At 46.6% G+C, this 25,144-nt stretch carries 16 protein-coding genes and 13 pseudogenes; 18 read left to right on the top strand and 11 right to left on the bottom strand.

What is annotated here, in order from left to right; all coding sequences use genetic code 11:
* Positions 1 to 144: 144 nt before the first annotated feature.
* The 5 genes from FOY93_RS18805 (at position 145) to FOY93_RS18785 (ending at position 5,765) form a co-directional block, all read left to right on the top strand.
* Positions 145 to 540, top strand: a complete 396-nt coding sequence (locus tag FOY93_RS18805; protein WP_223604707.1) for a YuaE family lipoprotein — start codon at positions 145 to 147, stop codon at positions 538 to 540.
* Between the two features lie 476 nt (positions 541 to 1,016).
* A complete protein-coding gene (locus tag FOY93_RS18800) occupies positions 1,017 to 3,536 on the top strand; it encodes an inverse autotransporter beta domain-containing protein (RefSeq protein ID WP_172621924.1) in 2,520 nt (839 codons plus the stop codon).
* On the top strand, positions 3,533 to 4,135 hold the full coding sequence (locus FOY93_RS18795) for an Ig-like domain-containing protein (RefSeq protein ID WP_143345531.1): 603 nt from the start codon (positions 3,533 to 3,535) through the stop codon (positions 4,133 to 4,135). The genes FOY93_RS18800 and FOY93_RS18795 overlap by 4 nt, the downstream gene beginning before the upstream one ends.
* Positions 4,132 to 4,734 carry an invasin domain 3-containing protein gene (locus FOY93_RS18790; protein WP_143345530.1) on the top strand — a complete coding sequence of 201 codons (603 nt, stop codon included), beginning with the start codon at positions 4,132 to 4,134 and terminating at the stop codon, positions 4,732 to 4,734. Before FOY93_RS18795 ends, FOY93_RS18790 begins: the two co-directional genes overlap by 4 nt.
* A complete protein-coding gene (locus tag FOY93_RS18785; protein WP_143345529.1) occupies positions 4,731 to 5,765 on the top strand; it encodes an Ig-like domain-containing protein in 1,035 nt (344 codons plus the stop codon). Before FOY93_RS18790 ends, FOY93_RS18785 begins: the two co-directional genes overlap by 4 nt.
* A 167-nt stretch (positions 5,766 to 5,932) precedes the next feature.
* Here FOY93_RS18785 and FOY93_RS23780 read toward each other — a convergent pair.
* Positions 5,933 to 6,138: pseudogene (locus tag FOY93_RS23780) on the bottom strand (IS6 family transposase); the annotation flags it as partial.
* Positions 6,139 to 6,340: 202 nt separating this feature from the next.
* Between FOY93_RS23780 and FOY93_RS18780 the strand changes: the two are divergent.
* Positions 6,341 to 6,712, top strand: coding sequence for a lysozyme inhibitor LprI family protein (locus FOY93_RS18780; RefSeq protein ID WP_143345528.1), 372 nt, complete (start codon positions 6,341 to 6,343; stop codon positions 6,710 to 6,712).
* A gap of 959 nt (positions 6,713 to 7,671) precedes the next feature.
* On the opposite strand, the pseudogene FOY93_RS18775 reads toward FOY93_RS18780, so the two are convergent.
* The 7 genes and pseudogenes from FOY93_RS18775 to FOY93_RS24115 all read right to left on the bottom strand — a co-directional run.
* Positions 7,672 to 7,878: pseudogene (locus tag FOY93_RS18775) on the bottom strand (transposase); the annotation flags it as partial.
* Positions 7,879 to 8,191: 313 nt separating this feature from the next.
* Complete coding sequence (locus FOY93_RS24120; protein ID WP_123060789.1) at positions 8,192 to 8,548, bottom strand: DDE-type integrase/transposase/recombinase; 357 nt, start codon at positions 8,546 to 8,548, stop codon at positions 8,192 to 8,194.
* 415 nt (positions 8,549 to 8,963) lie between these two features.
* Positions 8,964 to 9,224, bottom strand: coding sequence for a transposase (locus FOY93_RS18765; protein ID WP_123060788.1), 261 nt, complete (start codon positions 9,222 to 9,224; stop codon positions 8,964 to 8,966).
* A gap of 18 nt (positions 9,225 to 9,242) precedes the next feature.
* Entirely contained in the window at positions 9,243 to 9,476 is a 234-nt protein-coding gene (locus FOY93_RS18760) for a helix-turn-helix domain-containing protein (RefSeq protein ID WP_123060787.1), read from the bottom strand.
* A 98-nt stretch (positions 9,477 to 9,574) separates the two neighbouring features.
* Positions 9,575 to 9,879 (bottom strand): annotated as a pseudogene (locus FOY93_RS23775) (transposase); the annotation flags it as partial.
* Positions 9,880 to 10,246: 367 nt separating this feature from the next.
* Positions 10,247 to 11,326: pseudogene (locus FOY93_RS18750) on the bottom strand (IS3 family transposase).
* A 268-nt stretch (positions 11,327 to 11,594) separates the two neighbouring features.
* Positions 11,595 to 11,849, bottom strand: a complete 255-nt coding sequence (locus tag FOY93_RS24115; RefSeq protein WP_223539551.1) for a helix-turn-helix transcriptional regulator — start codon at positions 11,847 to 11,849, stop codon at positions 11,595 to 11,597.
* 1,292 nt (positions 11,850 to 13,141) lie between these two features.
* On the opposite strand from FOY93_RS24115, the pseudogene FOY93_RS18740 reads away from it, so the two are divergent.
* Positions 13,142 to 13,323 (top strand): annotated as a pseudogene (locus tag FOY93_RS18740) (hypothetical protein); the annotation flags it as partial.
* Here FOY93_RS18740 and FOY93_RS18735 read toward each other — a convergent pair.
* Positions 13,265 to 13,977: pseudogene (locus FOY93_RS18735) on the bottom strand (IS256 family transposase); the annotation flags it as partial. The pseudogenes FOY93_RS18740 and FOY93_RS18735 overlap by 59 nt on opposite strands.
* A 222-nt stretch (positions 13,978 to 14,199) precedes the next feature.
* Here FOY93_RS18735 and FOY93_RS18730 point away from each other — a divergent pair.
* Both FOY93_RS18730 and FOY93_RS18725 read left to right on the top strand, forming a co-directional pair.
* Positions 14,200 to 14,665: pseudogene (locus FOY93_RS18730) on the top strand (transposase); the annotation flags it as partial.
* Positions 14,666 to 15,300, top strand: a pseudogene (locus tag FOY93_RS18725) (IS630 family transposase); the annotation flags it as partial.
* 76 nt (positions 15,301 to 15,376) lie between these two features.
* Here FOY93_RS18725 and FOY93_RS18720 read toward each other — a convergent pair.
* Complete coding sequence (locus tag FOY93_RS18720) at positions 15,377 to 15,568, bottom strand: transposase (RefSeq protein ID WP_123060784.1); 192 nt, start codon at positions 15,566 to 15,568, stop codon at positions 15,377 to 15,379.
* Between the two features lie 1,078 nt (positions 15,569 to 16,646).
* Here FOY93_RS18720 and FOY93_RS18715 point away from each other — a divergent pair.
* Positions 16,647 to 17,321, top strand: a complete 675-nt coding sequence (locus FOY93_RS18715; RefSeq protein WP_172621922.1) for an EAL domain-containing protein — start codon at positions 16,647 to 16,649, stop codon at positions 17,319 to 17,321.
* 683 nt (positions 17,322 to 18,004) lie between these two features.
* Here FOY93_RS18715 and FOY93_RS24110 read toward each other — a convergent pair.
* A pseudogene (locus tag FOY93_RS24110) lies at positions 18,005 to 18,232 on the bottom strand (IS5/IS1182 family transposase); the annotation flags it as partial.
* 75 nt (positions 18,233 to 18,307) lie between these two features.
* On the opposite strand from FOY93_RS24110, the pseudogene FOY93_RS18710 reads away from it, so the two are divergent.
* The 8 genes and pseudogenes from FOY93_RS18710 to FOY93_RS18670 form a co-directional block, all read left to right on the top strand.
* Positions 18,308 to 19,148: pseudogene (locus FOY93_RS18710) on the top strand (IS5 family transposase).
* Between the two features lie 269 nt (positions 19,149 to 19,417).
* Positions 19,418 to 20,056: a helix-turn-helix domain-containing protein gene (locus FOY93_RS18705; RefSeq protein WP_143345522.1), complete on the top strand. Its 639-nt coding sequence runs from the start codon at positions 19,418 to 19,420 to the stop codon at positions 20,054 to 20,056.
* A gap of 986 nt (positions 20,057 to 21,042) precedes the next feature.
* Positions 21,043 to 21,271 (top strand): annotated as a pseudogene (locus tag FOY93_RS18695) (IS1-like element transposase); the annotation flags it as partial.
* A gap of 163 nt (positions 21,272 to 21,434) precedes the next feature.
* Positions 21,435 to 21,569: an IS1 family transposase gene (locus FOY93_RS24105; RefSeq protein ID WP_123060994.1), complete on the top strand. Its 135-nt coding sequence runs from the start codon at positions 21,435 to 21,437 to the stop codon at positions 21,567 to 21,569.
* A gap of 197 nt (positions 21,570 to 21,766) precedes the next feature.
* Positions 21,767 to 23,112 (top strand): IS3 family transposase gene (locus FOY93_RS23770; RefSeq protein WP_442876326.1). Its coding sequence is split into 2 segments (ribosomal slippage): positions 21,767 to 22,253 and positions 22,253 to 23,112, totalling 1,347 coding nucleotides; the frame shifts between segments, so codons are not numbered across the junction.
* Between the two features lie 46 nt (positions 23,113 to 23,158).
* Positions 23,159 to 23,832: pseudogene (tnpA, locus tag FOY93_RS18680) on the top strand (IS66-like element accessory protein TnpA).
* The gene (gene tnpB, locus FOY93_RS18675) at positions 23,829 to 24,176 is read left to right on the top strand and encodes an IS66 family insertion sequence element accessory protein TnpB (protein ID WP_123060778.1); all 348 of its coding nucleotides are present in this window, start codon (positions 23,829 to 23,831) and stop codon (positions 24,174 to 24,176) included. The pseudogene tnpA and the gene tnpB overlap by 4 nt, the downstream one beginning before the upstream one ends.
* Before the next feature lie 19 nt (positions 24,177 to 24,195).
* Positions 24,196 to 24,984 (top strand): annotated as a pseudogene (locus tag FOY93_RS18670) (IS66 family transposase); the annotation flags it as partial.
* Between the last annotated feature and the right edge of the window lie 160 nt (positions 24,985 to 25,144).

Genomic DNA, 25,144 nt, shown 5'->3' with positions numbered 1-25,144 from the left:
ATTATAAATCAGATTAAACCAATTAGAGGCATCACCACTTTTAATTTGTATTTTTATATGCATGCATTTATGTATTTGTGTATTTATATGCTTGGTGGTGTTGATTATCATCAAAGCTAAATAATATTTAGGAATGAGTTCGTTATGAAAAAAACGCACCTAGTAATTATCTCTGTTGTTTCTTCACTCCTGATTGGATGTAATTCGGTCGGCAAGACCCGGCCTTCTTCAGTTTCTCTCGTTTCATCTCAGAGTCAGAAAAGCAGCATCAGCGCAAAATCAGATGGTCGCCAGTGTGTTGATAACTTCGACCTCCTGAAGCAACTTAACACGTCTGCGTATTCCGGATATAAGGCCCAGTTTGACAGCGTTAACCGACAGTACGCGTACTATAAAGCTAATGAAGAATTAATGGAAAAGGACCCTAAAGAAGTTATGGTCATCACTCTGAATGATAAGCTGAATATGATTTGTGACAGGGTTAAAAGTCAGACGTTTGTTGAAATACGAAACCGCATGTTACAGGTTTCTAAGATTTAATTATTGATATATTCGGGGTGCTGTTTGTGTTTGCTGACATCAGGGTTTTTGAAAAAACGCGGCTGTTTGTTTTATTTTACTGGGTCATAAGTAGTTTTCTTTTCCCTCTTGCCCCGCTTGCATTTGCTTCCCAGCCTGATGGGATGGAAAGGCTCGGGGAGATGAGTCATCTGATGGAGGCTGGTCACGGGAAGACGGAGGCATTGCTCTCTGAACCTTACGGAAAGGCATCGTCACTCCCGGCGCCTGAGGTGTCTGTTGTTAAGCCATCCTCAGAGCCTTTGCGGGGTGCAGCGTTTCCCGGCAAAAACAACAACCACAGCAACCCTGATATTTCAGTTCATTCAGCCGGAACGGACTCTTCAGAGCCTGCGAGTCCACCACTAATGCCGGGCAGTATACATAATGAAACTTCCCCCCAAAAAACCGAACCCCCTCAGGCCCTGCTGAGCGGGGTTCAGTCCGTCTGGGGAGTTATGGGGGCGGATGACCGCGCCGGGGCTGCGCGCTCAGCAGCGCTTGGACGTATCAACGGAATGGCCAATGGGGTGATGAATAATGCCATACGTGACTGGCTTGGGCAAAAAGGCAATGCACGTGTTCAGATAGATACGGAAAAACGCGGGAGCGCTGATTTACTGGTTCCTCTGGTGGATGCTCAGGAGCATCTTATTTATGGTCAGGCCGGCGTGCGGCGTGACAGAGACAGAACAATCTGGAATGGCGGTCTGGGCGTGCGGTATTACCCGGCAGAGGAATTCATGCTGGGAGTTAACAGTTTTTATGATTATGACCAGACGGGCAATAATGCCCGTTATGGTGTAGGGCTCGAGGCCAGAACTGACTATATCAGTCTTTCAGCGAACCGTTATTTCCGAATTACTGACTGGCATCAGTCGGTGCTTGATTCCATGCGTGATTATGATGAGCGCCCTGCTAACGGTTATGACCTGAGGGCCAGGTACTGGCTGCCGGCATATCCGCAGGTTGGTGGGGAATTTACCTACGAAAAATATTTCGGAAAAGGAATAGCTTCCGGAACAGGCTCTGCCTCTCCTGATTCCCTCCGGGATGCTCCGCAGACCTTTACGACTGCCGTAAATTATACGCCTTTCCCGTTAATGACAGTCACTGCCGGTCACCGTTCAGGTGACTCATCTGACCTGTTTGCCAGGATTGATTTTAACTGGCGGTTTGGATTGTCGCTTTCTGAGCAGTTAAGTGCTGACAATGTCAGCATTATGCGTAGTCTTAAGGGCGGCCGTTATGACCTTGTTGACCGTAACTATAATATTGTCATGCAGTACCGCAAGCAGGAGCTTGTTTCATTGTCATTACCTCCGTCATTTGAGGGGGAGGCGCTGACGAGTATTCCGGTTACCGCAAAGGCGAAGGCAAAGTACGGAGTTTCCCGCGTTGAGTGGGAGGCCGGCGCCTTTATTGCAGCCGGAGGGCAGATTGTCACAGGGGCAAATCCTCTTGAGGTCAGCCTGGTGTTGCCTGCCTGGAATTCGCCTGAAACGGGAAAAGAAAATACCTACACTCTTACTGCAGTAATGACCGACAGGGAAGGCAACAAAGCGGAAGCCCGGACGGTTATAACCGTGAAGGCGTCTTCCGTTCAGGCCACTCTCAGCGTTGTGTCAGATAATGCGCTTGCAGACGGGCGGTCTGCCAATCAGGTGGTGGTTAAGGTGACGGACGCCAGCGGGAAGCCAGTGTCCGGAATGGCGCTGAAGGTGATTATATCCCCTTCGACAGGAAAGAATGAATGTACCATCAATGGCTCGTCTGACTGCGGAGGGTTTGCGGCAACAACGGATGCTTCAGGCCAGGTTGCTCTCAATATAACTCACTTAAGGGCGGGGCAGTACGCGCTCAGTACAACGCTCATCAACGGCAACAGTTTTGTAACCGGTGTGACTTTTGTTCCGGTGAATGCCTCCGTTACCGGTATGACCCTGCTGGCAACTTCTCCTGTAACGGTCGGGCAGAGCAGTATGCTGACGTTAAAGGTTGTCAACCGCGATTCAGTTCCTGTAACAGGCCTGCAATCCTCTGATATCGTGCTGAGTAACACCCTGACGGGACAGGATTACAGTGGAATTGTCTGGACAGACAACGGAGACGGAAGTTATTCCGCGAGCGTTGTGATGACGTCTGCCGGCATAAACACTCTTAAAGCGAATATACCAGCCAGTAACATCGTGGCAGATGCCAGCGTGAGCGTGACGGTGGCCGCGCCGGATGCGGCCCGTTCATCGCTGGCCGCGGCGCCGGCGACCATAGTGGCTGACGGGGTGGCGGCGAGCACGCTGACCCTGACGCTGCGCGACGCGCTGAACAACCCGGTGAGCGGGCAGGCGGTTGCCTTTGCCTCGACCCTCGGGGGGGTGACCTTCAGCACGGTGACGGACAACGGAGACGGCAGCTACACGGCGACCCTGACCGGAACGACGGCGGGCGCTGCGGCGGTGAGCGCCACGCTGGGCGGTGCGGCCTTCGGGGTGGCCCCGGCCGGTGTCACCCTGACGGCGGGTGCGCCGGATGCGGCCCGTTCATCGCTGGCCGCGGCGCCGGCGACCATAGCGGCTGACGGGGTGGCGGCGAGCACGCTGACCCTGACGCTGCGCGACGCGCTGAACAACCCGGTGAGCGGGCAGGCGGTTGCCTTTGCCTCGACCCTCGGGGGGGTGACCTTCAGCACGGTGACGGACAACGGAGACGGCAGCTACACGGCGACCCTGACCGGAACGACGGCGGGCGCTGCGGCGGTGAGCGCCACGCTGGGCGGTGCGGCCTTCGGGGTGGCCCCGGCCGGTGTCACCCTGACGGCGGGCGCGCCGGATGCGGCCCGTTCATCGCTGGCCGCGGCGCCGGCGACCATAGTGGCTGACGGGGTGGCGGCGAGCACGCTGACCCTGACGCTGCGCGACGCGCTGAACAACCCGGTGAGCGGGCAGGCGGTTGCCTTTGCCTCGACCCTCGGGGGGTGACCTTCAGCACGGTGACGGACAACGGAGACGGCAGCTACACGGCGACCCTGACCGGAACGACGGCGGGCGCTGCGGCGGTGAGCGCCACGCTGGGCGGTGCGGCCTTCGGGGTGGCCCCGGCCGGTGTCACCCTGACGGCGGGCGCGCCGGATGCGGCCCGTTCATCGCTGGCCGCGGCGCCGGCGACCATAGCGGCTGACGGGGTGGCGGCGAGCACGCTGACCCTGACGCTGCGCGACGCGCTGAACAACCCGGTGAGCGGGCAGGCGGTTGCCTTTGCCTCGACCCTCGGGGGGGTGACCTTCAGCACGGTGACGGACAACGGAGACGGCAGCTACACGGCGACCCTGACCGGAACGACGGCGGGCGCTGCGGCGGTGAGCGCCACGCTGGGCGGTGCGGCCTTCGGGGTGGCCCCGGCCGGTGTCACCCTGACGGCGGGCGCGCCGGATGCGGCCCGTTCATCGCTGGCCGCGGCGCCGGCGACCATAGCGGCTGACGGGGTGGCGGCGAGCACGCTGACCCTGACGCTGCGCGACGCGCTGAACAACCCGGTGAGCGGGCAGGCGGTTGCCTTTGCCTCGACCCTCGGGGGGTGACCTTCAGCACGGTGACGGACAACGGAGACGGCAGCTACACGGCGACCCTGACCGGAACGACGGCGGGCGCTGCGGCGGTGAGCGCCACGCTGGGCGGTGCGGCCTTCGGGGTGGCCCCGGCCGGTGTCACCCTGACGGCGGGCGCGCCGGATGCGGCCCGTTCATCGCTGGCCGCGGCGCCGGCGACCATAGCGGCTGACGGGGTGGCGGCGAGCACGCTGACCCTGACGCTGCGCGACGCGCTGAACAACCCGGTGAGCGGGCAGGCGGTTGCCTTTGCCTCGACCCTCGGGGGGGTGACCTTCAGCACGGTGACGGACAACGGAGACGGCAGCTACACGGCGACCCTGACCGGAACGACGGCGGGCGCTGCGGCGGTGAGCGCCACGCTGGGCGGTGCGGCCTTCGGGGTGGCCCCGGCCGGTGTCACCCTGACGGCGGGCGCGCCGGATGCGGCCCGTTCATCGCTGGCCGCGGCGCCGGCGACCATAGTGGCTGACGGGGTGGCGGCGAGCACGCTGACCCTGACGCTGCGCGACGCGCTGAACAACCCGGTGAGCGGGCAGGCGGTTGCCTTTGCCTCGACCCTCGGGGGGTGACCTTCAGCACGGTGACGGACAACGGAGACGGCAGCTACACGGCGACCCTGACCGGAACGACGGCGGGCGCTGCGGCGGTGAGCGCCACGCTGGGCGGTGCGGCCTTCGGGGTGGCCCCGGCCGGTGTCACCCTGACGGCGGGTGCGCCGGATGCGGCCCGTTCATCGCTGGCCGCGGCGCCGGCGACCATAGCGGCTGACGGGGTGGCGGCGAGCACGCTGACCCTGACGCTGCGCGACGCGCTGAACAACCCGGTGAGCGGGCAGGCGGTTGCCTTTGCCTCGACCCTCGGGGGGGTGACCTTCAGCACGGTGACGGACAACGGAGACGGCAGCTACACGGCGACCCTGACCGGAACGACGGCGGGCGCTGCGGCGGTGAGCGCCACGCTGGGCGGTGCGGCCTTCGGGGTGGCCCCGGCCGGTGTCACCCTGACTGGAGAGATAACAGGTGTCACCGCAGGTGGATTTACCTTTGCTACTACGGCAGGTTTCCCGACAACTGGTTTTAATAATGCCTCATTTACCATTAATACAGTGGGGGCTGCAGCAGGATATAACTGGACAAGTAGTGATACGTCGTGGGTTTCGGTATCTTCTACTGGTAGAGTGACGTTTACTGCAGAGGGTACCACATCGCCTGTAACCATTACGGCAACACCAATTGCCGGGGGGGATGCATTGACTTATACATTTACAGTTAATAAATGGTTTATTAATAATGGTGCAACTCGGTTAACGGGAAATAATGCCAGAGATTGGTGCATTGGTAGGGCTCTAAATTTGCCTGTTCTCAGTGATATGACGGTTAACAACAGTAATATTGCTACAGGAGTCCGTGGTATAGGTGCTCTTTGGAATGAGTGGGGGGCTTTAGCGGTGTATCCGGGTTCAGGCTTTACTAATGGATCGTATTGGTCTGCACAAGCTTTAAATGTTTCCACTTGGTATGAGGCAAGCATGGGATCAGGTATAGTGTATACTGGTTCTATAGTTGCGGTAGATTATGTTATGTGTAGTAAATATTTATAATATTTACCTGCATATTTTGGGCCTGCACCCGAAAAATTGGACTTCCAACAAAGTAAGGTGCAGTTCGGTTCATAGTTGATGAACAGATTCCAATTGTTGATTGAAATTTGATGTCAATCCGTGTTCGAATGAAGTTAAACAAGTCTCAGCATCGGCAGAATGAGTATATACCTGCGTAAAGCCTTTTCCAGTAGTGGTACCAAACGTTTAACCCAACTGTGCAGCGTGGAATGGTCAATGACATGCAATGCTCATCCATAATATCTTCGAGAACATTCAGACTCAGTGAGTCATTTAGATACTAGCGTATGCTTTGAGTAATAATATCTACTGGATTGTACAGGCGTTTGAAGGTATTTCGATTAAAATATATTAACAGGCAACATAAAAAACAGTTTGTTACTTGATGAAGGATTAACCGATAGAGCATTTAGTCGAGTATCCACTATTCGTAGATAGGATATAAAGACTGAAAGGACGTGAAAGAAATACATGCTCCCCTGAATGGGCTTACTGCCAAATTTGTATGATGTATCCATAGTTACTAATTTCTAATTATTCCTTTTGGAGTTTGTATGTTTAAGTTTTTTACAATGTTTTTTTTCATGCAAATGAGTATATCTGCTCTGGCTCAAGATAAATTTCAGGATTTTTTTGAAACAAGCTTTGATTGTACTAAAGCGCATTCTAAAAATGAAGTATTGATTTGTTCAGATAAACGACTAGCTGAGCTGGATTATAATTTATCTGAAACATTCTGGTTGGCAAAAAAAGCTGCAAAAGATAAAATAGTGTTTTTAAAATATAGTCAAGAAAGCTGGCGTGCAAGAGAAAAAAGTTGTAATGATAAAGAATGTCTATTAAGATGGTATTATTCTAGGAAAAAAGAGCTTGAAAATACTATTCAAACCGGGAGTGTATTTTTACAAGTCAATGCTGATAAATAATCTGTGGAGTGCCGCCATTTTTTCAACGTAATGTGGGGAATAAAATATGCAGAGTTGGAAATCCGTTAATCCAGCGACTAACGGATGAACGTCCATTATGAACTGCTTGCTGCATCAGGCGTAGTTCGACATGGGGTATCGGTGCTGATCGGCATCGCTCAGTCCAGTTGCTGATTTTGGTTGGTTTGCCGATTGATCAGAATGCATAATCCGAGCTTAGTTTCTTTTAAATTATGTACTATTCTGCGCAGTTGTTTAAGTTAACTACCGATAAATTATACCTTACTCCTGTTATAGATAATAGAATAATATTATGCATTGTTGTTTTGAATATGCACGGTATCAGGTTGCCCTTTTATTTAATTAATAGATTGCCTCAAAGAGAAAATTAAGGGCGTTAGTCTCTGCAAGTGCATGTTGTTATTTATGGTAAGTCAGGATAGGACGGCATGTATAATACCACGGTAAAGCAAGTTAGCAATCACATAATCTAAATTTTTATTATCTTAAGGGTTGGAAATATATAAAGGCAGGAAAAGCCTGCAATAAAGGCTAGCGCTGGCTATGCGTACATGAAACTATCCCGTTTATAGTAATCAATGTATAATTTTTATTATCTCTAAGTATGGCATTTCCGCACTAAAGAAAAAAGCCCACCAGCGTGGGCCAAAACCTCAAGGGAATAGCAAAAAGTAACACCACAAAACCATCTTATAAATTATAATGGCTTCTCAGAATTGTTGATTTGTTTATTTACACATCTATTTAATTAATTTTGGTGAACAAGAACTGTGACTAAGTTGTCATGATAATATCGTAGTTTCGTGGGCTTGTGCTAATTTATAGATTCCTGTAAGGTAATATAGTCCATATTGAACGATCGGTGAAGTCCATCAGGGGGCGACTTCAGATGAAGTCTCCTCCGCCATGCAGTGTTACGGCAAATACAACTTCTTTACCACTGCGTCTGCACGCCGTTTCACTTCTTTGTTTAATTGCTCCAGCGTGTCGGTCGAGAGGATTTTCACCCGGTGCGCTTTCAGGAACCCGAGGTATTCCAAAACGTCCCGCTCAGCTTCGTCGATCATCACCGTGACCGCCGGTTTGATTTTTTCCATCTGACCGGAAACTTCGAGCCAAGTTGCATGTGCACTTTTCACATGCGTATTTTCACGAACGGACATCACCCACTAACGGCGTTTTACAAGGGAGTTGTCGCCTGATGTATTAAAATTACGTTATGCCGCCTCTTTATCCTGGTTAAGGTAAGCCTCCGAAATATGGTCGCAGTTGCATAGTAGTTTACTCCAGCGTTCTGGATGGTGTTGTAGGCTAACCTGTAAACAGATTTTCTGGCAACCAGTATTTTCTTATCCAGGCTCCGATGCAGCTCATCTGGCGTGACGTATTTTATCTCCCTGTGTTTATGTTCAACGTTGTACCAGTTTGCGAAATGGCTGATCCATGCCCGTGCATCCACTATTGTGTGAAAGCCGTTCTCTGGTACCAGGAGCAATATTTTAGTGTGCGGAACAAAGATTCTGAATACGGATTGTCATTGTTGATCCGAGGACGAGAGTAAGAACTCAGTACGCCGAGAGCATATATTTTTGCCAACAACATATAGCTGCGCATTGGGCTTTCGTTATCGGAATGAAGTACCAGATTACTGGGTGAACGTTTTTTATTCCATACCGCTCGTTGTAGCAGTTCTGCTGCAGGCTGCCCGGTCTCACTGGTGAATACTTCTGCGGCGATAACATTACGGCTATAAATATCCATGATCATATATAGGTATAAATGCTGGCCTTTTACCCAGGACAGTAAACAACTGATGTCCCAACTTCAGATCTAGTTTAGTGCCACAGCCTTAAGCACATCAGGCCGCTTGTACTGACATTCGCGGTCAACTGACAGGCTGATTGTAATACACGATAAAATGTTGATTCGGAGTCAATATAAATACCTTTATCTGCCTGCATCGGTACGATCACATTTGGAGGCAAAGATGCAAACTCTGGAGAGTTGTGTAGTTCCATGATCTGCTGCCTTTCTGCTTTTGATAATTTATTTCTGGGGGCCCGATCTTTCTTATCGGGCCTGCTGTCTGCACTGATCACTTCACCATCAATCCAGCGTTGAAGCGTTCGGATCGAAAACCCTATACACTGGCAGGCCTGGATTTTACGGGCCCTGTGAGCGACAGCGTCACGGACAAGAGAAATAATCTTCTGCCGCTCCGGAAGTGGGGTTAGCCTTCATCGCTGTTGTCCCAGAGGGCATTGAACTTTTCCTGCAGCATCCGGAGCGCAGCAGCTTCTGCCAGAGCTTTATCTTTGCGGGTCAGCTCTTTTCCCAGTTCACGTAATCGGCTTCTGATATCACGCAACTCTTTATCTGCACGACGATTTTCCGTAAGCTTCATTTTATAAGCTTTAATCGAAATAATCTGCCACTCTCTAACCTGCTCAACGAAAAGTCCCTGACGGGGACAATAATCAGTAAGTTCCATTTCATACAATGACGCTGTTTAAAGAACAACCGAAAAGCGACGCTCTGGGGTGCATCCATCACCATCCACAGAGGAAATGCTTTCATATTTTTGCAATAAGCCTTGTGCCACCAGTTCAAGTCTCAATTTTGCAACGACGGAAGAACTCAGAGCCAGTTTTTGTGCAATGTGTCTGACAGACCAGCTATAGAGGAGTAAAAGCCACATCACTCCCTTTTCTTTCACATCAATCGGTACAGCATGTGCAGGCATAGTCATTTTCCTTCAAAAAGTAAGCGACAACCATGCTGACACAGGGGGGTACTCACCGATCTCCTTCATGGTAATACGCACGCCTCCAGTGCGCACTATTTAAGGTTCAGCAGGAAGGAAAGCCAGAACGCTTTGGCTTCTGACTCACCGATGCCCATTCCGATAATTTCCCGTCTTCCGTCCGGGTTAACCGCGCAGGCGATTATGACCACGACGCTTACCATCCGATCATTGTTACATACATTCACATAAGCCGCGAAAAGCTACATTTAGGGCCATTCTCATTCCAGCGGACGGTGCTGAAACACCAGTACGCACTCATGGATAACGCGGCAGATGGACGACACCTGGTTGCGGGGGATACCGGTTATTCTCATCGAATGGACCTTGCGTCAACCTTGCGGATTTAAATTAGCTGTCCACTTTTAAATCTTAATTTGTATTTATTTGCATATCCATATCCCCTTCTGTAAGCTAATCTTGCACTGTGTGGTAAATTAATGCTGAGCGGTGGGGCGAACTACAGGTATATTTGTGATTCGTAATTGTGGTAAATAATCGCCGTGAAGCAGTTGTTGCCACTCGCGCCAGTATCTTACTTATATGTACATTGTGTTTTCAGATGCAATGATGTGAAATCCTATATTGCCCATGAGCATCATATTTGTCTGATGGCCCCGCCTAGGGGCTTTTTTTGTCCTAGTATTTGCTTGGTTTTTATTTGCGCCGGAAGTAACACGTTACCTGCCCCCCAATAATAGATACAACTGTCAGTTAGTAATGTCGGTTTGTTTACCTTCACATTTTCCATTTCGCACCGTGCTGCAAACTCTGATGGCGCCTGATAATTCAGTGCCGAATGTGGCGGACACTCGTTATAATCCTGCCGCCAGTCGTTAATGATTTTCCTGACGTGAACGATATAGCGGAATCAGTGCTCATTCAGACATTCATCGTGAAATCGTCCGTTAAAACTCTCAATAAATCCGTTCTGCGTTGGTTTACCCGGCTGGATTAACCGTAACTCAAAACCATTTTCAGAGGCCCATTGATCCAGTGCGCGGCGAGTGCACTCCGGTCCCTGGTCCGTTCTTATCGTCGCCGGATAGCCCCGAAATAGTATAATGCTGTCCAGAATACGCGTGACCTTAGCGCCTGAAATCCCGAATGCGGTAATAATTGTCAGACACCCCTTCGTGAAGTCGTCCACACAGGTCAGGCACTTGATCCTGCTACCGGTGGCCAGCGCGTCCATGACGAAATCCATCGACCAGGTCAGGTTGGGCGCCGCCTGGCGGAGCAGCGGCAGACGTTCCGTTGCCAGTACTTTACGAAGTCGTCTGCGTTTTACACCCAGCCCGCAGAGATGATAAAGGCGGTACACGCGCTGAAGGCCTTCACGGCGCAGTAACTGCCAGATACGGCGATAGCCAAAACGCCTGCGCTCCAGTGCCAGCTCAGTGATGCACCATGATAAATTCGCATCAGCCGCGGACGCTGAGCCTAGTAGCGGCAGGTTGACAGAGACAAACCTGTAAGTCTGCAGGCACGACGTTGCGACAGACCGGTCGCATCACACATCAACTCCACGGCTTCTCGATTCTGGTCTGTCGTCAGTACTTTCGTCCCAGAGCCACCTGAATTGCCTCCTTACCCAGCATTGCTTCGGCAAGCAGCTTCTTGAGTCTGGCGTTCTCTTCCTCAAGCGATTTCAGGCGCTTAACCTCGGGCACCTCCATAACGCCATACTTCTTACGCCAGGTGTACAAAGTGGCGTCGGAAATGGCGTGCTTGCGGCAGAGCTCACGGGCAGAAACCCCGGCTTAAGCCTCGCGGAGAATACTGATGATCTGTTCGTCGGAAAACGCTTCTTCATGGGGATGTCCTCATGTTGCTTATGAAGACATTACTAATATCGCGGTGTGTTAATCAACGGGGAGCAGGCCAGAATATCTGCGCCCAAAAATCAAGATAAGTCCCGAAAAATGAGAATAATGGAGCAAAAAAAGATTTTGAGCAAATACTTCAGACTTTTAAAGTAATATATTTTTAATGCGGGCGATGATCAATGTGCGTTCCACTTTTCGCACCTTCCCTTACAGGAGCACAGCCCTGAAATCAAAGCGTTTTACAGAACATATAGAGTTGTTGTTTATTTTTTAAATTTAATTTTGAAAGTATATTCCGCCTGTGACAACTCAGTGTTGTTTTTGTTATATTTAAACTTTGTGCGATTTTATTATCAGTATAATTCATCTTAAAATAAGTACAAATCCTATGTTCTTTTGGTGATAATGTAGAGAGTCGATTGTTAGTCTGGCTATATTCATCAATAAGCAGTTCCCTACATAACTCATCAACTGATTTCGACATTTCAATAATTTTAAATTTCGACGTGCTAATATCACCCTTTAAAATCTTAGAGGTGATATTTTCACAAAAAATAAAGTGCCTAAAAAAAAACGTTGGCAAAGAACTTTCATCATGGAGACATTGGTGATAGTTTTGGAAGTTAGTTCTGGTTATTTTAATGAAATCTTTATTGAAAACTTTATGTAAACACTCAATCAAACCCAAAACAAAATACTGATTTTCAGTAATGATAATGATATTAATCAAAATAAATACCCCACGCCAATATAAGAGAATGAACAGCATTACCACCTACACTACTGCTTTAATATGATAAATCAATCCTGAATGAAAATTTGATTGAGACACACTATGCCTATTCCAGACACTGTGCCCTACTTTCATCTACCCAATGAAAAACATGCTGCTCAGTAATTACCTGTGAAGAAATAAAAATATCGCGGCATATAAAAAACAACAATTTTCTCATGGGCTTACTTTAAATGATTGAATCTATTGTAAATTCAATTTCCTGAGATTCTTTTAGGGGAGGCTCCCGTTGTTGGTCTACTCAGTTTTGCCGCTACGCACTGAACCTTAAAAACCATTTAAGATTTCGCTACCGTAATTACCAATACATTTTTTAACTCACTTACGTTTTGATGCCCCTAAGCCGGGAGTTAAATAAATACACTTGCAATTTTCATTAATATCGTCCTCAAGGCTTCAAAACTCGCACCAAACCAAATAACGCATTGACGCGCAGAACATGCTGATATGCCGCTTATTTGCAAACTCGTCGATAAATAGATACTCGTTGGCAGCATCATCAAACACTACTGGCTCTGCAGGACTGCAACCTAAAAAGATACAGTGCACCGCTCTTTAACACTCTGCTAAATGAAACCAAGCGGTAGATAATGGCGCACAAAAAGTTCTATGTCTTATACTCAGTTGAGAATCACACAAAAGCATTCTAAATGATTATTAGAAATCCTATGCTGCCAATTAGGGTTATCTCCTTATTTTGTTAAGGCAGAATAGCATCCTTTAAAACCGAAAATAACTTTACAACCCCACCATGTCTAATCTCGCCAATATATCGTTTTCTTTTTGTATTCATATGTTTTTTAAAACAAAAGAAAGCCGCAGCAAACAGCAGAACGCTTAATATGCAACTCAAAAAATCATACATAACGTTAGGGTCCATGCCATTTATATGTTGTTAGGTATATTATAATTAAGTTATGTGTATATGTAGTGTAAAATTATACAAATATAAAAACAAAAAAGAATGGATATTATAGGTGAATAACAACCCAATGGCAGAAAACATAAACGGCCTGTATAAGGCGGAGGTGATACATAAAAAAGATGGAAAACCAAGCAGGAAGTGGAGCTGGCTATGCTGACAGGGAGGGACTGGTACAACAATCGCTGGCTGAGAACACCTGCTGTATCGCCGCCTTCAGGCCGCTGTGCGAGTTGGAGATAACCAGCTTCACGCCCTCCAGTCCATGCTCTTTAAGGTTGAGCAGGAAAGCCAGCCAGAACACTTTGGCTTCTGTCTCACCGATGCCCATTCCGATAATATCCCGACGTCCGTCTAGGTTAACCGCGCAGGCGATTATTGACGCGACGCTAACCACCCGCCCGTTCTTGCGCACCTACACTTAGGTTGCATCCAGCCACAGGTAGGGCCGCTCCTCTTCCAGCGGCCACTGCAGAAAGGCCTGCATAAGTTCATCGATACTGCGGAAGATGGATGACACCTGGCTTCTGGAGATATCGGTCATCCCCATCGACTGGACCAGCGCGTCAACCTTACGGGTCGAGACGCCGTTATCCACACTTCCCAGATAACCGCGTTGAGCGCGTTCTCCTACAGCCTTCAAGCTTCGAGGAAGGATGAGAAGTAGGTGCCTTCACGCAACTTCGGGATTCGCAGGTCGAGCATACCGAGACGGGTTTTCTAATGGGGATCACGGTAGCCGTTGCGGTAGTTCTCTCGTTCATCGCTGCGCTCATGCAGCTCTGCGTTTATAAGCTGTGTGACCTCGGCCTCCATTATACGGTTGAGCATAAATTTAGTGAGTTCACGGAGAAATTCCTCGCCGCTGTGTTGCATCATGGTCTTGCTGAATGTCATGTTGTTGTCACCATCGGTTGACTCCTTTTAAAGATAATGTCTTTGCAACCATTATCCTACCGGATAAGCCGATGGCTCTTACCATACTTCCAAATTTACACCATGCCCTAAGACGGGCAACGACGCCTCGTGAGGGGCTGAGTCGGTCGTTGTAGATGACGTGCCTATTCAGGCGAAGATGAACCATGGTTCCGGAGGAACGTGAACGCGTTATTTCCTAACCTTCACAGGGTGATCAATACAGCGGAGCCGAAACCGGCAGGCACGCCCCATGTTGGTATCGATTAATGGGCATGGCATCGGGGTTACCGTTACGGCACGTTAATAGTCAATCTTGATACTCACCGTCCCCTCGTCCTGCATCCCGGCCGCGATCTGCCTGGTTCAGGAAATATCCGGAAACACAGGTGGTCTCTCGCGATCGCGGCGGTATCTATGCTATAGCAGCACGTGAAGTTGCTCTTCAGGCTAGGCAGGTGGCCGATCGCTGGCACTTGTTGGAAAATATTGGTGATGCACTCGAACTGATGATGTACAGACATATGCCTCTGATACATCTTGTTGCCGGTGAGTTATCACCAAAGAATCACTTGAACTAGAACGGGTACAGCCAGCTCCATATATCCGTCGCCCGGAGCGACTTACACAGCAGACTCGTAATAAACGTCACCAACGCTTGGTGGAGGTAACCTTCCGTCGCTGGTTGCCCATCGCTGGGATAGTATGGCGCAGGGCGGCTCCGACGCTGTGTATCCGTGATCCACATAAAGATGAAAAGATGGCCGCCATCCATAAAGCGCTGGACGAATGCAGCACAGAGCACCCGGTCTTTTATGAGGATGAAGTGGATAACCAACTCAATCCCAAAATCGGAGCGGACTGGCAGCTGCGCGGGCATCAAAAATGTGTGGTCACACCGGGGCAGAATGGAAAATATTATCTGGCCGGGGCGTTACACAGCGGCACAGGAAAAGTCAGTTACGTGGGAGGCTGCAGCAAAAGTTCGGTACTGTTTATCCGCCTGCTGAAACACCTTAAAGCCACGTATCACCGGGCAAAACCATCACGCTTATCGTGGATAACTACATCATTCATAAAAGCCGTGAAACGCAGCGCTGGCTGAAGGAAAAACCGAAGTTCAGAGTGATTTTCCAGCCGGTTTACTCGCCGTGGGTGAACCACGTTGAGCGACTCTGGCAGGCCCTGCACGATACGATAACCCGGAACCATCAGTGCCGGACAATGTGGCAGTTGTTGAGAAAGGTTCACCATTTAATGGAAACCGTCAGCCCGTTCCCCGGAGGAAAACATGGGCAGGAAAAGTGGAGCGGTATTAGATGCAGCTATTTAGTAAGTGATCCGCTTAAGTTCTTAACTCTTCGATTTCACGAAGTAATTTCTAAATTTCAGCCCGTTTATCATCACTCCGGCCACGTGAATTCTGGTTACGTAACTTACGTACCCATACCGGCAGCGTTTTGTCACTTATACACAGCGATGATGCGGCTTTCCCGAGCGAATAACCCTGCTCAATCACCAGCTCGACCGCTTCCTTCTTAAACACGTCTGCATATTTGGTTTTCTGGTTCATTAAATACCTCCATTATGGATGTAAGTTTAGTGTCCGGTTTATTCAACAACATCATACAGCTTCTGTACGGTGTTTCATGGTGCTACATCGCGTGGGAGCCGTGAAGGTTGCCCTGAAAAGACGATGCTGCCCATTCATGTTATGTGTATAAAGGTGTTTATAAATATGTACAAATATGTATTTGAGGTCTTGTTGAGATATGTAAGTGAATGTAAAATTGAAATTGAAATTGAAATTGAAATTGAAATTGAACAAGATAATAATCTTGTGCGGTAGCTATATTAAAGCAGTTTCAGTACGAAGTATTTAATTAAAATTTTGAATAGATATCAATATGATTATGTAATAAGATTGCACTAGAAGATGAATTAATTACAAAGGCAGTCTAGCGCACGAAAAGTGCAAAAGAATAGCATATAAATTGTGTATTTGATAGTTTTGGGTGCTAGCAAAGATTAAACTTATAAGTAAAATAGCATAGAATGCTGGGTTAATACTTGGTGAGTGAGGTTTCTGAATTTATGGCTGAAACCTTTGTGTTTGGTTTAATGTTATTAAAAATACTGAGGAACAATTGAAAAACGATGATATCGTTTGGCTCAATCATAAAGTTTTTGATTTATGACTCTAATTGGTTGAATTTCATTTATAATTCGAGTTGAACAAATCAATTAAGAGTTAGTGTTAATGTTTTCCTCCGGTTGCTCCTTTGCTAAGGTGCATTTCAATACCCAGAAGCCAAAATTCGTGATAGTGACTTGTACCGTATGTTAATGCCCACTAACTTATATTCCGCCTTAAAATCTGGCTTTAAGCGAAGTAGAGAAACCACCAGGATAGTTTCAAATGGGCTTGGAGTTCGATATGCCTACAGATCATTAAAGTCGACATCAACACTGTTATCCAACCTTTATAGACTCTCACCACAATTTTTAATAGTAAAAACCAATAATACTTAAATATTGATGTGCATTATTCAAGATGAAGTTAATGGATTAGGGGGGGGGCAGTAATTTACTTCGAATTATGAATGTTTTTTATATTGAGTTTTTGAATGGTCACAGCAACAGGGTATTGTATGAAAATAGGAACTTCCGAGTTTGTATACAACCTTACTTTTCGTCTTGAACCTATTGTCAGTAGAGAAAATTATATTTATGGGTATGAGTTGCTGACTGAGATTTATAGTGAGTATGAAGGGGGGATAATTAACCCTGGTGTTTTTTTTAATACACTCAGTTTGGAAATGTGTGCAAAAGTACTTAATGTGCAAATAGGGAAGGTCAATATACTTAAAAAAAATATAAACAAACCTATTTCTTTGAATCTGAATGAGAGACTGTTGATATTGTTAGTGGAAGACCATGAGTTACTTTCTTCTATTCATATGTTACGTAATATCCTTCGGGTTGAAATAAGTGAGGAAATAGATCTTAAAAAAAATTTGAAGTTTTTGATGAAATTACGAAGGTTTGCTCCACTATGGTTAGATGATTTTGGGGGAGGCGATATAACGATTCAAAAAAAATACTTAAAATTATTTGAAGTTGTAAAAATAGACAGGGTTTTCTTAAAGAATATACTGGAGTTTAAATATGGAGTAAAATTAATTGATGAGATTATATGCAATCTCCATATGGAAAATATTGATGTTATATGTGAGGGGGTTGAAAACATTACCGAACTGAAAGCTTATTATAAACATGACTTTGAAGCGTATCAGGGCTGGTTTTGGAAGTCTAGAGTAATATGAGGGGCGGGTTGACTGTGTTAATATTCACTATTTGCCTTCTATTGTGTCTTTATATTTATTCTTTTATGTTTAAAATGTGCGTTTCACCTGAATCAATAATTACGGACATGAGATATTATAAAGTAGTAGATGATATTGATTGTGAATTGTCTTGGGTTAAATATCTTTTGAGAAAGTTAAGGTATTCTATACTTTTGCTACGTTAATTAGTAGAGTATAGTGGTGAGGGATGTACATTTCTAGGTATGAATAGATTGTATTTCCATAGAGTTCGATAGAAGGTTTTGATTTTATGGAGAATATATTTTTATCAAAACAAGTTTTTGCCAAGCTCAGACTGATACGGACGCTTCATGTGGCCGCAAACGTTACGACGCCTGGAAAATCTATCTTAAATACCATTCATTCGTTCAACAGATTTTTAGATAGTACAATCAGATCTACATGGAAATTTCCCTTGCCAGCCAAGCCTTACTTTCAGCGGACTTTATTTAGTGATGCAGTTTACCCCACAGGACATAGACCTGGGTTGCGTAAAGGTTAAGTTCATGGGCGCAATAACTCCGAATTTTTCCACAAGTCTTAATGCTTCGTTACTTTATTCAGGAAGGTATTTGCCACGAAGTTTATTGCTGATTGTGGTTGGTCTCATTATGAGTCAATAATGGTTGATAGTTTACTCACTAAGTAAGTATTCCTGAATCGCATAATTTTCTGTAAAATAGTCTGATGCAACCTAGTATCTCCATAGCCAGATAATTTCTTGCCTTTTGTCGTATCATGTGGCGATAATCTTTCAGGAGAATAATTCTACATTCATAAACATTGCGATTGCGGTATGCTTCACGCTCTAATTGTGAACGAATATATGATGCCATTTTCTCATTTTATTTTCGAGGGATAATAGCTTTATCCCTATGCTTATAAGAACCTATCCCAGAAGAGATTGTCAGATGTCGTAACTGATAATTTCTGAAGGCGAAAATATGACGGGCGGCAAATGGCAGATCAGCGATGAGCTCGGGAAAATAATGGCACCGCTTATCCCTGAGCACAAAACCTGCCATCCACTCGGTACGCACCGTAAACGCGTTGATAACCGTGCTGCCATGGACGCCATATTCTTCGTTCTCAGGACCGGTTGCCAGTGGAACGCCCTGAACGCCACCGGGATATGTTCATCGAGTTCTGCACGCCGGCGCTTTAAGTGATGGCGCGATGCCGGAGTCTTCGAGCGCTTCTGGCAGAACGGTTTGCTTGCCTGCGGGCATCTGGACAGCATTGACTGGTCCTGGCTGTCAATGGAAGGCTGTATGACCAAATCGCCGCTGTCAGGAACAAAAAACATGCCGCAACCCCACTGAGAGAGGGAAACAAGGCGTAAAGCGCGGGCTTCTGACGGACGCCAGCGGGTTTCCTCTGTCTCTGGTTGTCGCAGCAGCGAACACGCACGACATGAACCTGGTTGCGGATACGCTCGATGCGCTTCAGGCGGGTCGTCCGGGGCAAAAACTCAGACTCTGCCTGGACAAAGGTTACGATGCTGGCTGGCTGAAAACATATCTACAGGGCCGCCGCTACGAACCGCATATCCAGTCCCGTAAAGAAGAGTCATATGCCAGTAAAAACAAGGACTTCAAAGCCCATCGCTGGGTTGTCGAAAGAACTTATAGCTGGATGAATCGTTTTCGCCGTGTCCTGACCCGATGGGAAAAGAAGACAGAAAATTACGAGGCCATGTTGCATTTTGCCTGTGGTCTTATCGTCTGGAATAAAGTCCTATTGAGAGAGGCTCTAAGTATCTTCCGTAACATATACCCGGAGTAAGCTTTATCCGGCAGAAATGCATTAGTACATCGCTTCATATTGCTGTTCTGATACTGCATATCAATACCGTCCAGAAGTCGTTGTGCTCACTCCGTGTCCACTATTCGCGGTTATGGCATGCAAGGAAAATGAACCGTAACTTTAACCACAGGAAATCTCACATACACATAGAATGATAGGAAGATATGCCTATTGATAATTATAACCCGTAAATTTAATTTACTTTTGTAAGTTTCTTAATGTAATTATTAGTTTAAGCATGGAGTTATATGGAAATTAAAACAGAGGAAAGAGCAGTACGCGATGAAGGCTCAATTTTGGATTTACCATCATCAGCCATATCAATGTTATTTGATGGGTATAGTGATTTGTTTAAAATGAGACATGCTAAAGGGAGGAGTTACTTTCTGATAAAAGATGTTGTATTCATTCATTCAGGTAGTGTTTCTATCGCCAGAACTGACGGTTTGATTATTTTAAAATACAAATCTCCATTTGTTATTGGTTTGGCTGAGCTTTTTTCAAATGAAGAATATACTATATATTTTAATGTGGATAGCATATATTCCCTCATTCCTAACAGCAGTTTTATAAAAGTGGCTGACCGACTTGGGTTATGGAAGCATATCTGTGAAATACTTTCTTACTCAAATCAGCTTTTAACTTTTAGAGAAAATTCAGTTAACAGGAGAACAAAGTACGAAATTGTTAAAGCTCAACTTGAGATCCTATGGGGATTACCACCTAATGAAAGGGAGGGAATATCATTGTTTGATTTTGTACTTTCACAAGTTAATATTTCAAGGAGCTCTTTGAGTAAGATTATTGCTGCGCTTAATGAAGGCGGATATATTAAAACAAAAAGGGGTAAGCTCATTCATTTGTCTAAGCTTCCTGAAAGATATTAAAGAGGTATATATGTTCGATGACATTAAGTTAAAGATAAAATCGTGCGATGATTTATTAAAGCTTGAGCGATTGCATGACTATATTATAAAGGTTGTACCAGCAACTGAAAGAAATTGTTACATTAATCTTTTGCACGACAGAGAAGAAGAACTTCTTATTGATGCAGATAAGAACCTCTATTACATAAAATAACCTATAACATATCCGCTTATATCTATATGAATATAATATGTTCGTGTATTTTTCTTCGTTCTGCACTAATTGATTTAGGTTTGGTAGAAAATAAAAGTACTTTACATGTTTGCATCATGGATTTTTCTGATGTAAATGGTATTTACAAAGAGGTAAATAGGAAGCAGAGTAAATTAGATATAATACTATATTTATCGAAACGACTTTATAAATATAAGCGTTTCTTTTGTATGATATTTCCAAATGTCATTGTGGTTAAAAACATATATAATCTACACAATGCAATATCTGTTAAATCATGTGCATTAAATAATCGTGGGATATTGCTCAATCTTACAAAAATGAATATAATGTATGTCTTGTATCTTTCAGGAGTAAAACAATCATTCTTTCGAGGGAAAAGTGTTAAAGATATTTCTAATTTTAGAACGTCTCTTCTTTCTAAGTTAGGGTTAGGGAATTTTCATCAGTTGATTATAATATTGCCAACATTAAATCATTTCATTTTAAATAAAAGGTGAGTTGTGATGGTTTCTTGCATAGTTGTGTGTTGTTGAACTTAATTAACGTATTGTATATCACCTGGTGTTTTCTTATACGCGTTTTGATGACTTGTCGTGTTTCTCAACTGATTTTTTGAAGCAGATTGCTAAATATGTTCGCGGGGTGTAGGTTATTATGCGTGATGTTTGTGTGGGTGATTCCTATAATTAGTTTAATGTCTTATATAATGATCGCTTTGAGGTTTACTCATCGTCAGCCTTAATGTCTTTGTCCCCGTTGTAAAACCTCTGTGATTTATCGACATTGGCAGAACCCAAAAAGAAACGACTGTTTTCGCTGCCGTAACTGTCATCGCGTATTTTAACTCATTTACTCCTACAAAGCTCAAAGGCCGGGGGAAAGAGCAGTACACTGAAATAACCTTCAACGGTTCTGGGGATCGCGATACCGCTAAGATACTGAAAGTCGACATCACCACCGTAATCTGCAATGCCCATACTGATCTCGCACTTATCTGCTAACCCTATGAGAAATTGAGATTTTTTAGTGGAAAATCCCTACCGCACAGGTTTGGGACGCGTACGACATGGAAAATAGTTGCATTCTGGCCTGCATATTTTGCTTATGAAATTATGTAACCTTTCGTTAACTATTGGCCTTGGGTAATCTTTTAAGGGGGGCATCATAACCAGCGATGACTCGAGGTGTTATACCAGAGAAGTACCGAAGTATAAGCATCTAGTCGGAGAAATTACAGCGCAGCGTATTCAGCAAAACAGCATGATGCTGCAAACCAGAACAATCGACTGCTCCTAAAAATCAATAGTTTTTCCGCTCTATTAAGTTAAATGAATAAGTCATCGGAGCATACATAGGAAAATACATTTTCTACTAATTGAGTAAGCGCACCATCTACGACGTCTTGTGAAAACTGTCCTGTCTGGCAACAATCGCGTCCATCTATATTGTAGTGCGCCCCAAAAGTTAGACACCAGATCAAAAACTGAGGGCGCATGGCAAAATTTTCATTGGAATTCAAAAAGGAAGTGTCAGAGAAGTATCTGGAAGATGAGTTGAGTCTGAAATCTGTAGCCAGGATGTACGACATAAGCCCTTGCACGGTAAGAAAATGGGCTTATGCCTACCGGGAGCATGGGATCGGTGTGCTTACGGGTAAAAAGGGACGCTACTCTGCTGATTTCAAACTTATGGTAGTAAAAGAAGTTGTGGATGATGGCTTCTCTGTTCGTGAAACTGCGGTAAAACATGGGATACCAGCCTTTGGTACTGTATGTACCTGGCTTGAAAAATATAGAAAACATGGCGAGGATGCTTTCACCCGAAAAAATCAAAAGATCATCCCAGTGCCAGATAAAAGCATCACGCCAGTCCCACCACAGCCAGCATTAACCGATGTTGAGCGAGAGGAACTTGAACAACTCAGGGTCGAGAATGCCTACTTAAAAAAGCTGAAGGCCTTGGTTCAGCAGAAAACATGCTCAGCGCCCAGGAAAAAGTGAGCATTGTAAGTGAACTAAGGCAGGAATGGCCATTGTCCCGATTGTTAATCGTTGCTGGGCTGCCCCGGAGTACATTTTACTATCATGTAAAACGTCTTGCGGCTCCGGACCGATACCAGTCTGCCAGAGCGCTTGTGCTGAAAATTTATCACCAGCACAAAGGTCGCTATGGTTACAGACGCATCAGGCTGGCATGTCGTAACGAGGGGGTTTTACTTAATGGCAAAACCGTTAGAAAACTCATGAAGGAACTGGGTATTAGCAGCCTGATTCGCGTCAAAAAGTACCGTTCATATAAAGGAGAACAAGGACGAATTTGCGATAATCTCCTGAAACGCCAGTTTGACGCAGAACGCCCCAACGAGAAGTGGGTCACAGATGTCACTGAGTTTAAAGTGAATGGCAAAAAGCTGTATTTGTCGCCCATCATGGATCTTTATAATGGCGAAATCATTGCTTATAACCTCGCTAACCGCCCTCTACCTTCAATGGTGCAGACTATGCTCACGGATGCGCTGAAACAGTTGCCGAAAGACGAACACCCAATATTGCACAGCGATCAAGGCTGGCAATATCAGATGTCACGCTGGCAACGATGGTTAAAAGATAGTGGCATCGCCCAGAGTATGTCTCGTCGGGGAAATTGCCTTGATAATGCAGTGATAGAGAGTTTTTTTGGAACATTGAAATCAGAATGTTATTACCTCAATGAATATAAAAATGTGGATGACTTAAAGCGAGACATTATCGATTACATTGATTATTATAACCAATTGAGGATAAAGGAAAAACTTGGCGGTCTTAGTCCGGTACAATATCGATTGAGTCAGGCTGCATAAGTTGTCCAAGATCTGGGGCGCAGATCAATATTGATGGACACGAACGATGAATTCCCGGACAACAAAAGATATTCCCTGCTTCCGTTCTTATCTACCCGATGCTCTGCGATTAAGATTTGAAGACAAGTTAAGCATCAGGATCATCGCCCAGCGTCTTGGCCTCAGTCACTCGACAATACATACGCTTTTTCAGACATTTATTGCATCCGGTTTCGCATGGCCGTTTCCTGACTCAATTTCATTCTCTCAGCTTGATGCCATCCTTTATGCCAACCGAAAAATGAATCCACTCGTCCTGAAATTAACGAAGGAAAATGGCGCAAAGACAGGCGTGCCAGTTACAGCCGTGAATTTAAAGTCAGCCTGGTGAAGCAGGCATTACGACCAGGTGCTGTCGTTGCCCGGATCGCCAGAGAGCACGATATAAATGATAACCTGCTGTTTAAATGGAAAAACCAGTACGAGGACGGCTTACTGAGCGATGATGACATACAGGAATGCCAGCCTGTGCCGGTGGCGCTGACTGATACGCCAGAGCCGATCAGGGCAGTGACGAATCCCTTCTGGCGAAACAAACCTGATGATTCTCCTGGAGATGAGCCCGGAAACGCGCCACGGTGCGAGCTGCATCTTAAATCAGGCGTTGTAAAGTTGTTTGACCCGGTGACCCCGGAGCTTCTTCGGGCGCTAATCCGCGAAATGAAAGGTGGTGTCCGATGATAACGTTGCCGACTGGCACCAGAATCTGGATCATCGCGGGCGTCACAGATATGCGTTGCGGCTTCAACGGTCTGGCCTCGAAGGTGCAGAACACGCTGAAAGATGATCCGTTCTCCGGGCATATCTTCGTGTTCCGTGGTCGCAGCGGCAAAATGGTGAAAATCCTGTGGGCCGATCGTGACGTGCTATGCCTGTTCACCAAACGCCTCGAGCGGGACCGCTTCGTGTGGCCGGTGACTCGTGAAGGGAAAGTGCATCTGACGCCCGCCCAGTTGTCCATGCTGCTGGAGGGGATCGCGTGGCAGCATCCAAAACGAACGGAACGGCCTGGCATACGGATATAACCCATGATAAAACAGGGGCATGAACAGTTCACTCCCCGATGACATCGAGCAACTGAAGGCCCTGCTGGTCGCACAACAGGCGGTTATCGTTCGCTTGTCCGATGAAATAACTGGCTATGCCCGCGAGATCGACTCACTCAGAGCGCTGGTCGCTAAACTGCAGAGAATGCTGTTCGGCCGCAGTAGCGAGAAAAACCGCGAGAAGATAGAAAAGAAGATCGTGCAGGCTGAAAAGCGCATAACCGAACTCCAGAACAGGCTTGGCGAAGCGCAGTCGCAGCTCACCTCAATGGCCGGAGATAATACGCCGAAAGCATCAGACTCATCTGCCCGTAATTCGCTTCCGGCAGCACTCCCCCGCGACAGGCAGTTTATCTACCCACCAGAAAACGAATGCCCCGTCTGCAGTGGTAAACTGAAACCTTTGGGCGAAAGTATCTCCGAACAGCTGGATATCATCAACACAGCCTTCAGGGTTATCGAAACGGTGCGGCCAAAACTGGCCTGCAGCCGGTGCGACTGTATCGTGCAGGCACCGCTGCCGCCGAAACCCATCGAGCGTAGTTACGCCAGCCCGGGCCTGCTGGCCCGCATCATCATGGCAAAGTTCGCTGAACATCTTCCCCTGTATCGTCAGGCTGAAATCTACAGCCGCCAGGGCGTGGAGCTGAGCCGCAATACGATGGGACGCTGGGTTGATGTTATAGGAGAGCAGCTTCGTCCGTTGTATGAAGAACATAACCACTATGTGCTGATGCCGGGTAAAGTACATGCCGACGACAGTGTGACACGAAGGACGGAACCGGGAAGGCTCCGTCCATGCTGTGTCTGAGATGGAAGATGGCCTTCCGTATTCGCCTTACAGGAGGAGGATACAAACCACCTCAGACTGTTGTGGTAAAGAGCCACAGCAGGAAGCGCTGGGGAAAAGGCGGCAAGAAGCCGTCAGGTAGGAGCAGAGAAGATGA

The sequence above is a fragment of the Enterobacter sp. 18A13 genome (assembly GCF_007035975.1).
Classification (GTDB): Bacteria; Pseudomonadota; Gammaproteobacteria; order Enterobacterales; family Enterobacteriaceae; genus Enterobacter; species Enterobacter vonholyi.
The sequence above is the reverse complement of the archived record's forward strand: the minus strand, read 5'-3'. Positions and strand labels throughout refer to the sequence as shown.

Bases quoted from the DNA above. Each gene is read 5' to 3' on its own strand.
- FOY93_RS18805 (WP_223604707.1), top strand. From the start codon at position 145: ATGAAAAAAACGCACCTAGTAATTATCTCTGTTGTTTCTTCACTCCTG.
- FOY93_RS18800 (WP_172621924.1), top strand. From the start codon at position 1,017: ATGGGGGCGGATGACCGCGCCGGGGCTGCGCGCTCAGCAGCGCTTGGA.
- FOY93_RS18780 (WP_143345528.1), top strand. From the start codon at position 6,341: ATGTTTAAGTTTTTTACAATGTTTTTTTTCATGCAAATGAGTATATCT.
- FOY93_RS18765 (WP_123060788.1), bottom strand. From the start codon at position 9,224: ATGGAACTTACTGATTATTGTCCCCGTCAGGGACTTTTCGTTGAGCAG.
- FOY93_RS18760 (WP_123060787.1), bottom strand. From the start codon at position 9,476: ATGCCTGCACATGCTGTACCGATTGATGTGAAAGAAAAGGGAGTGATG.
- FOY93_RS24115 (WP_223539551.1), bottom strand. From the start codon at position 11,849: ATGTCGAAATCAGTTGATGAGTTATGTAGGGAACTGCTTATTGATGAA.
- FOY93_RS18720 (WP_123060784.1), bottom strand. From the start codon at position 15,568: ATGAACCAGAAAACCAAATATGCAGACGTGTTTAAGAAGGAAGCGGTC.
- FOY93_RS18715 (WP_172621922.1), top strand. From the start codon at position 16,647: ATGAAAATAGGAACTTCCGAGTTTGTATACAACCTTACTTTTCGTCTT.
- FOY93_RS18705 (WP_143345522.1), top strand. From the start codon at position 19,418: ATGGAAATTAAAACAGAGGAAAGAGCAGTACGCGATGAAGGCTCAATT.
- tnpB (WP_123060778.1), top strand. From the start codon at position 23,829: ATGATAACGTTGCCGACTGGCACCAGAATCTGGATCATCGCGGGCGTC.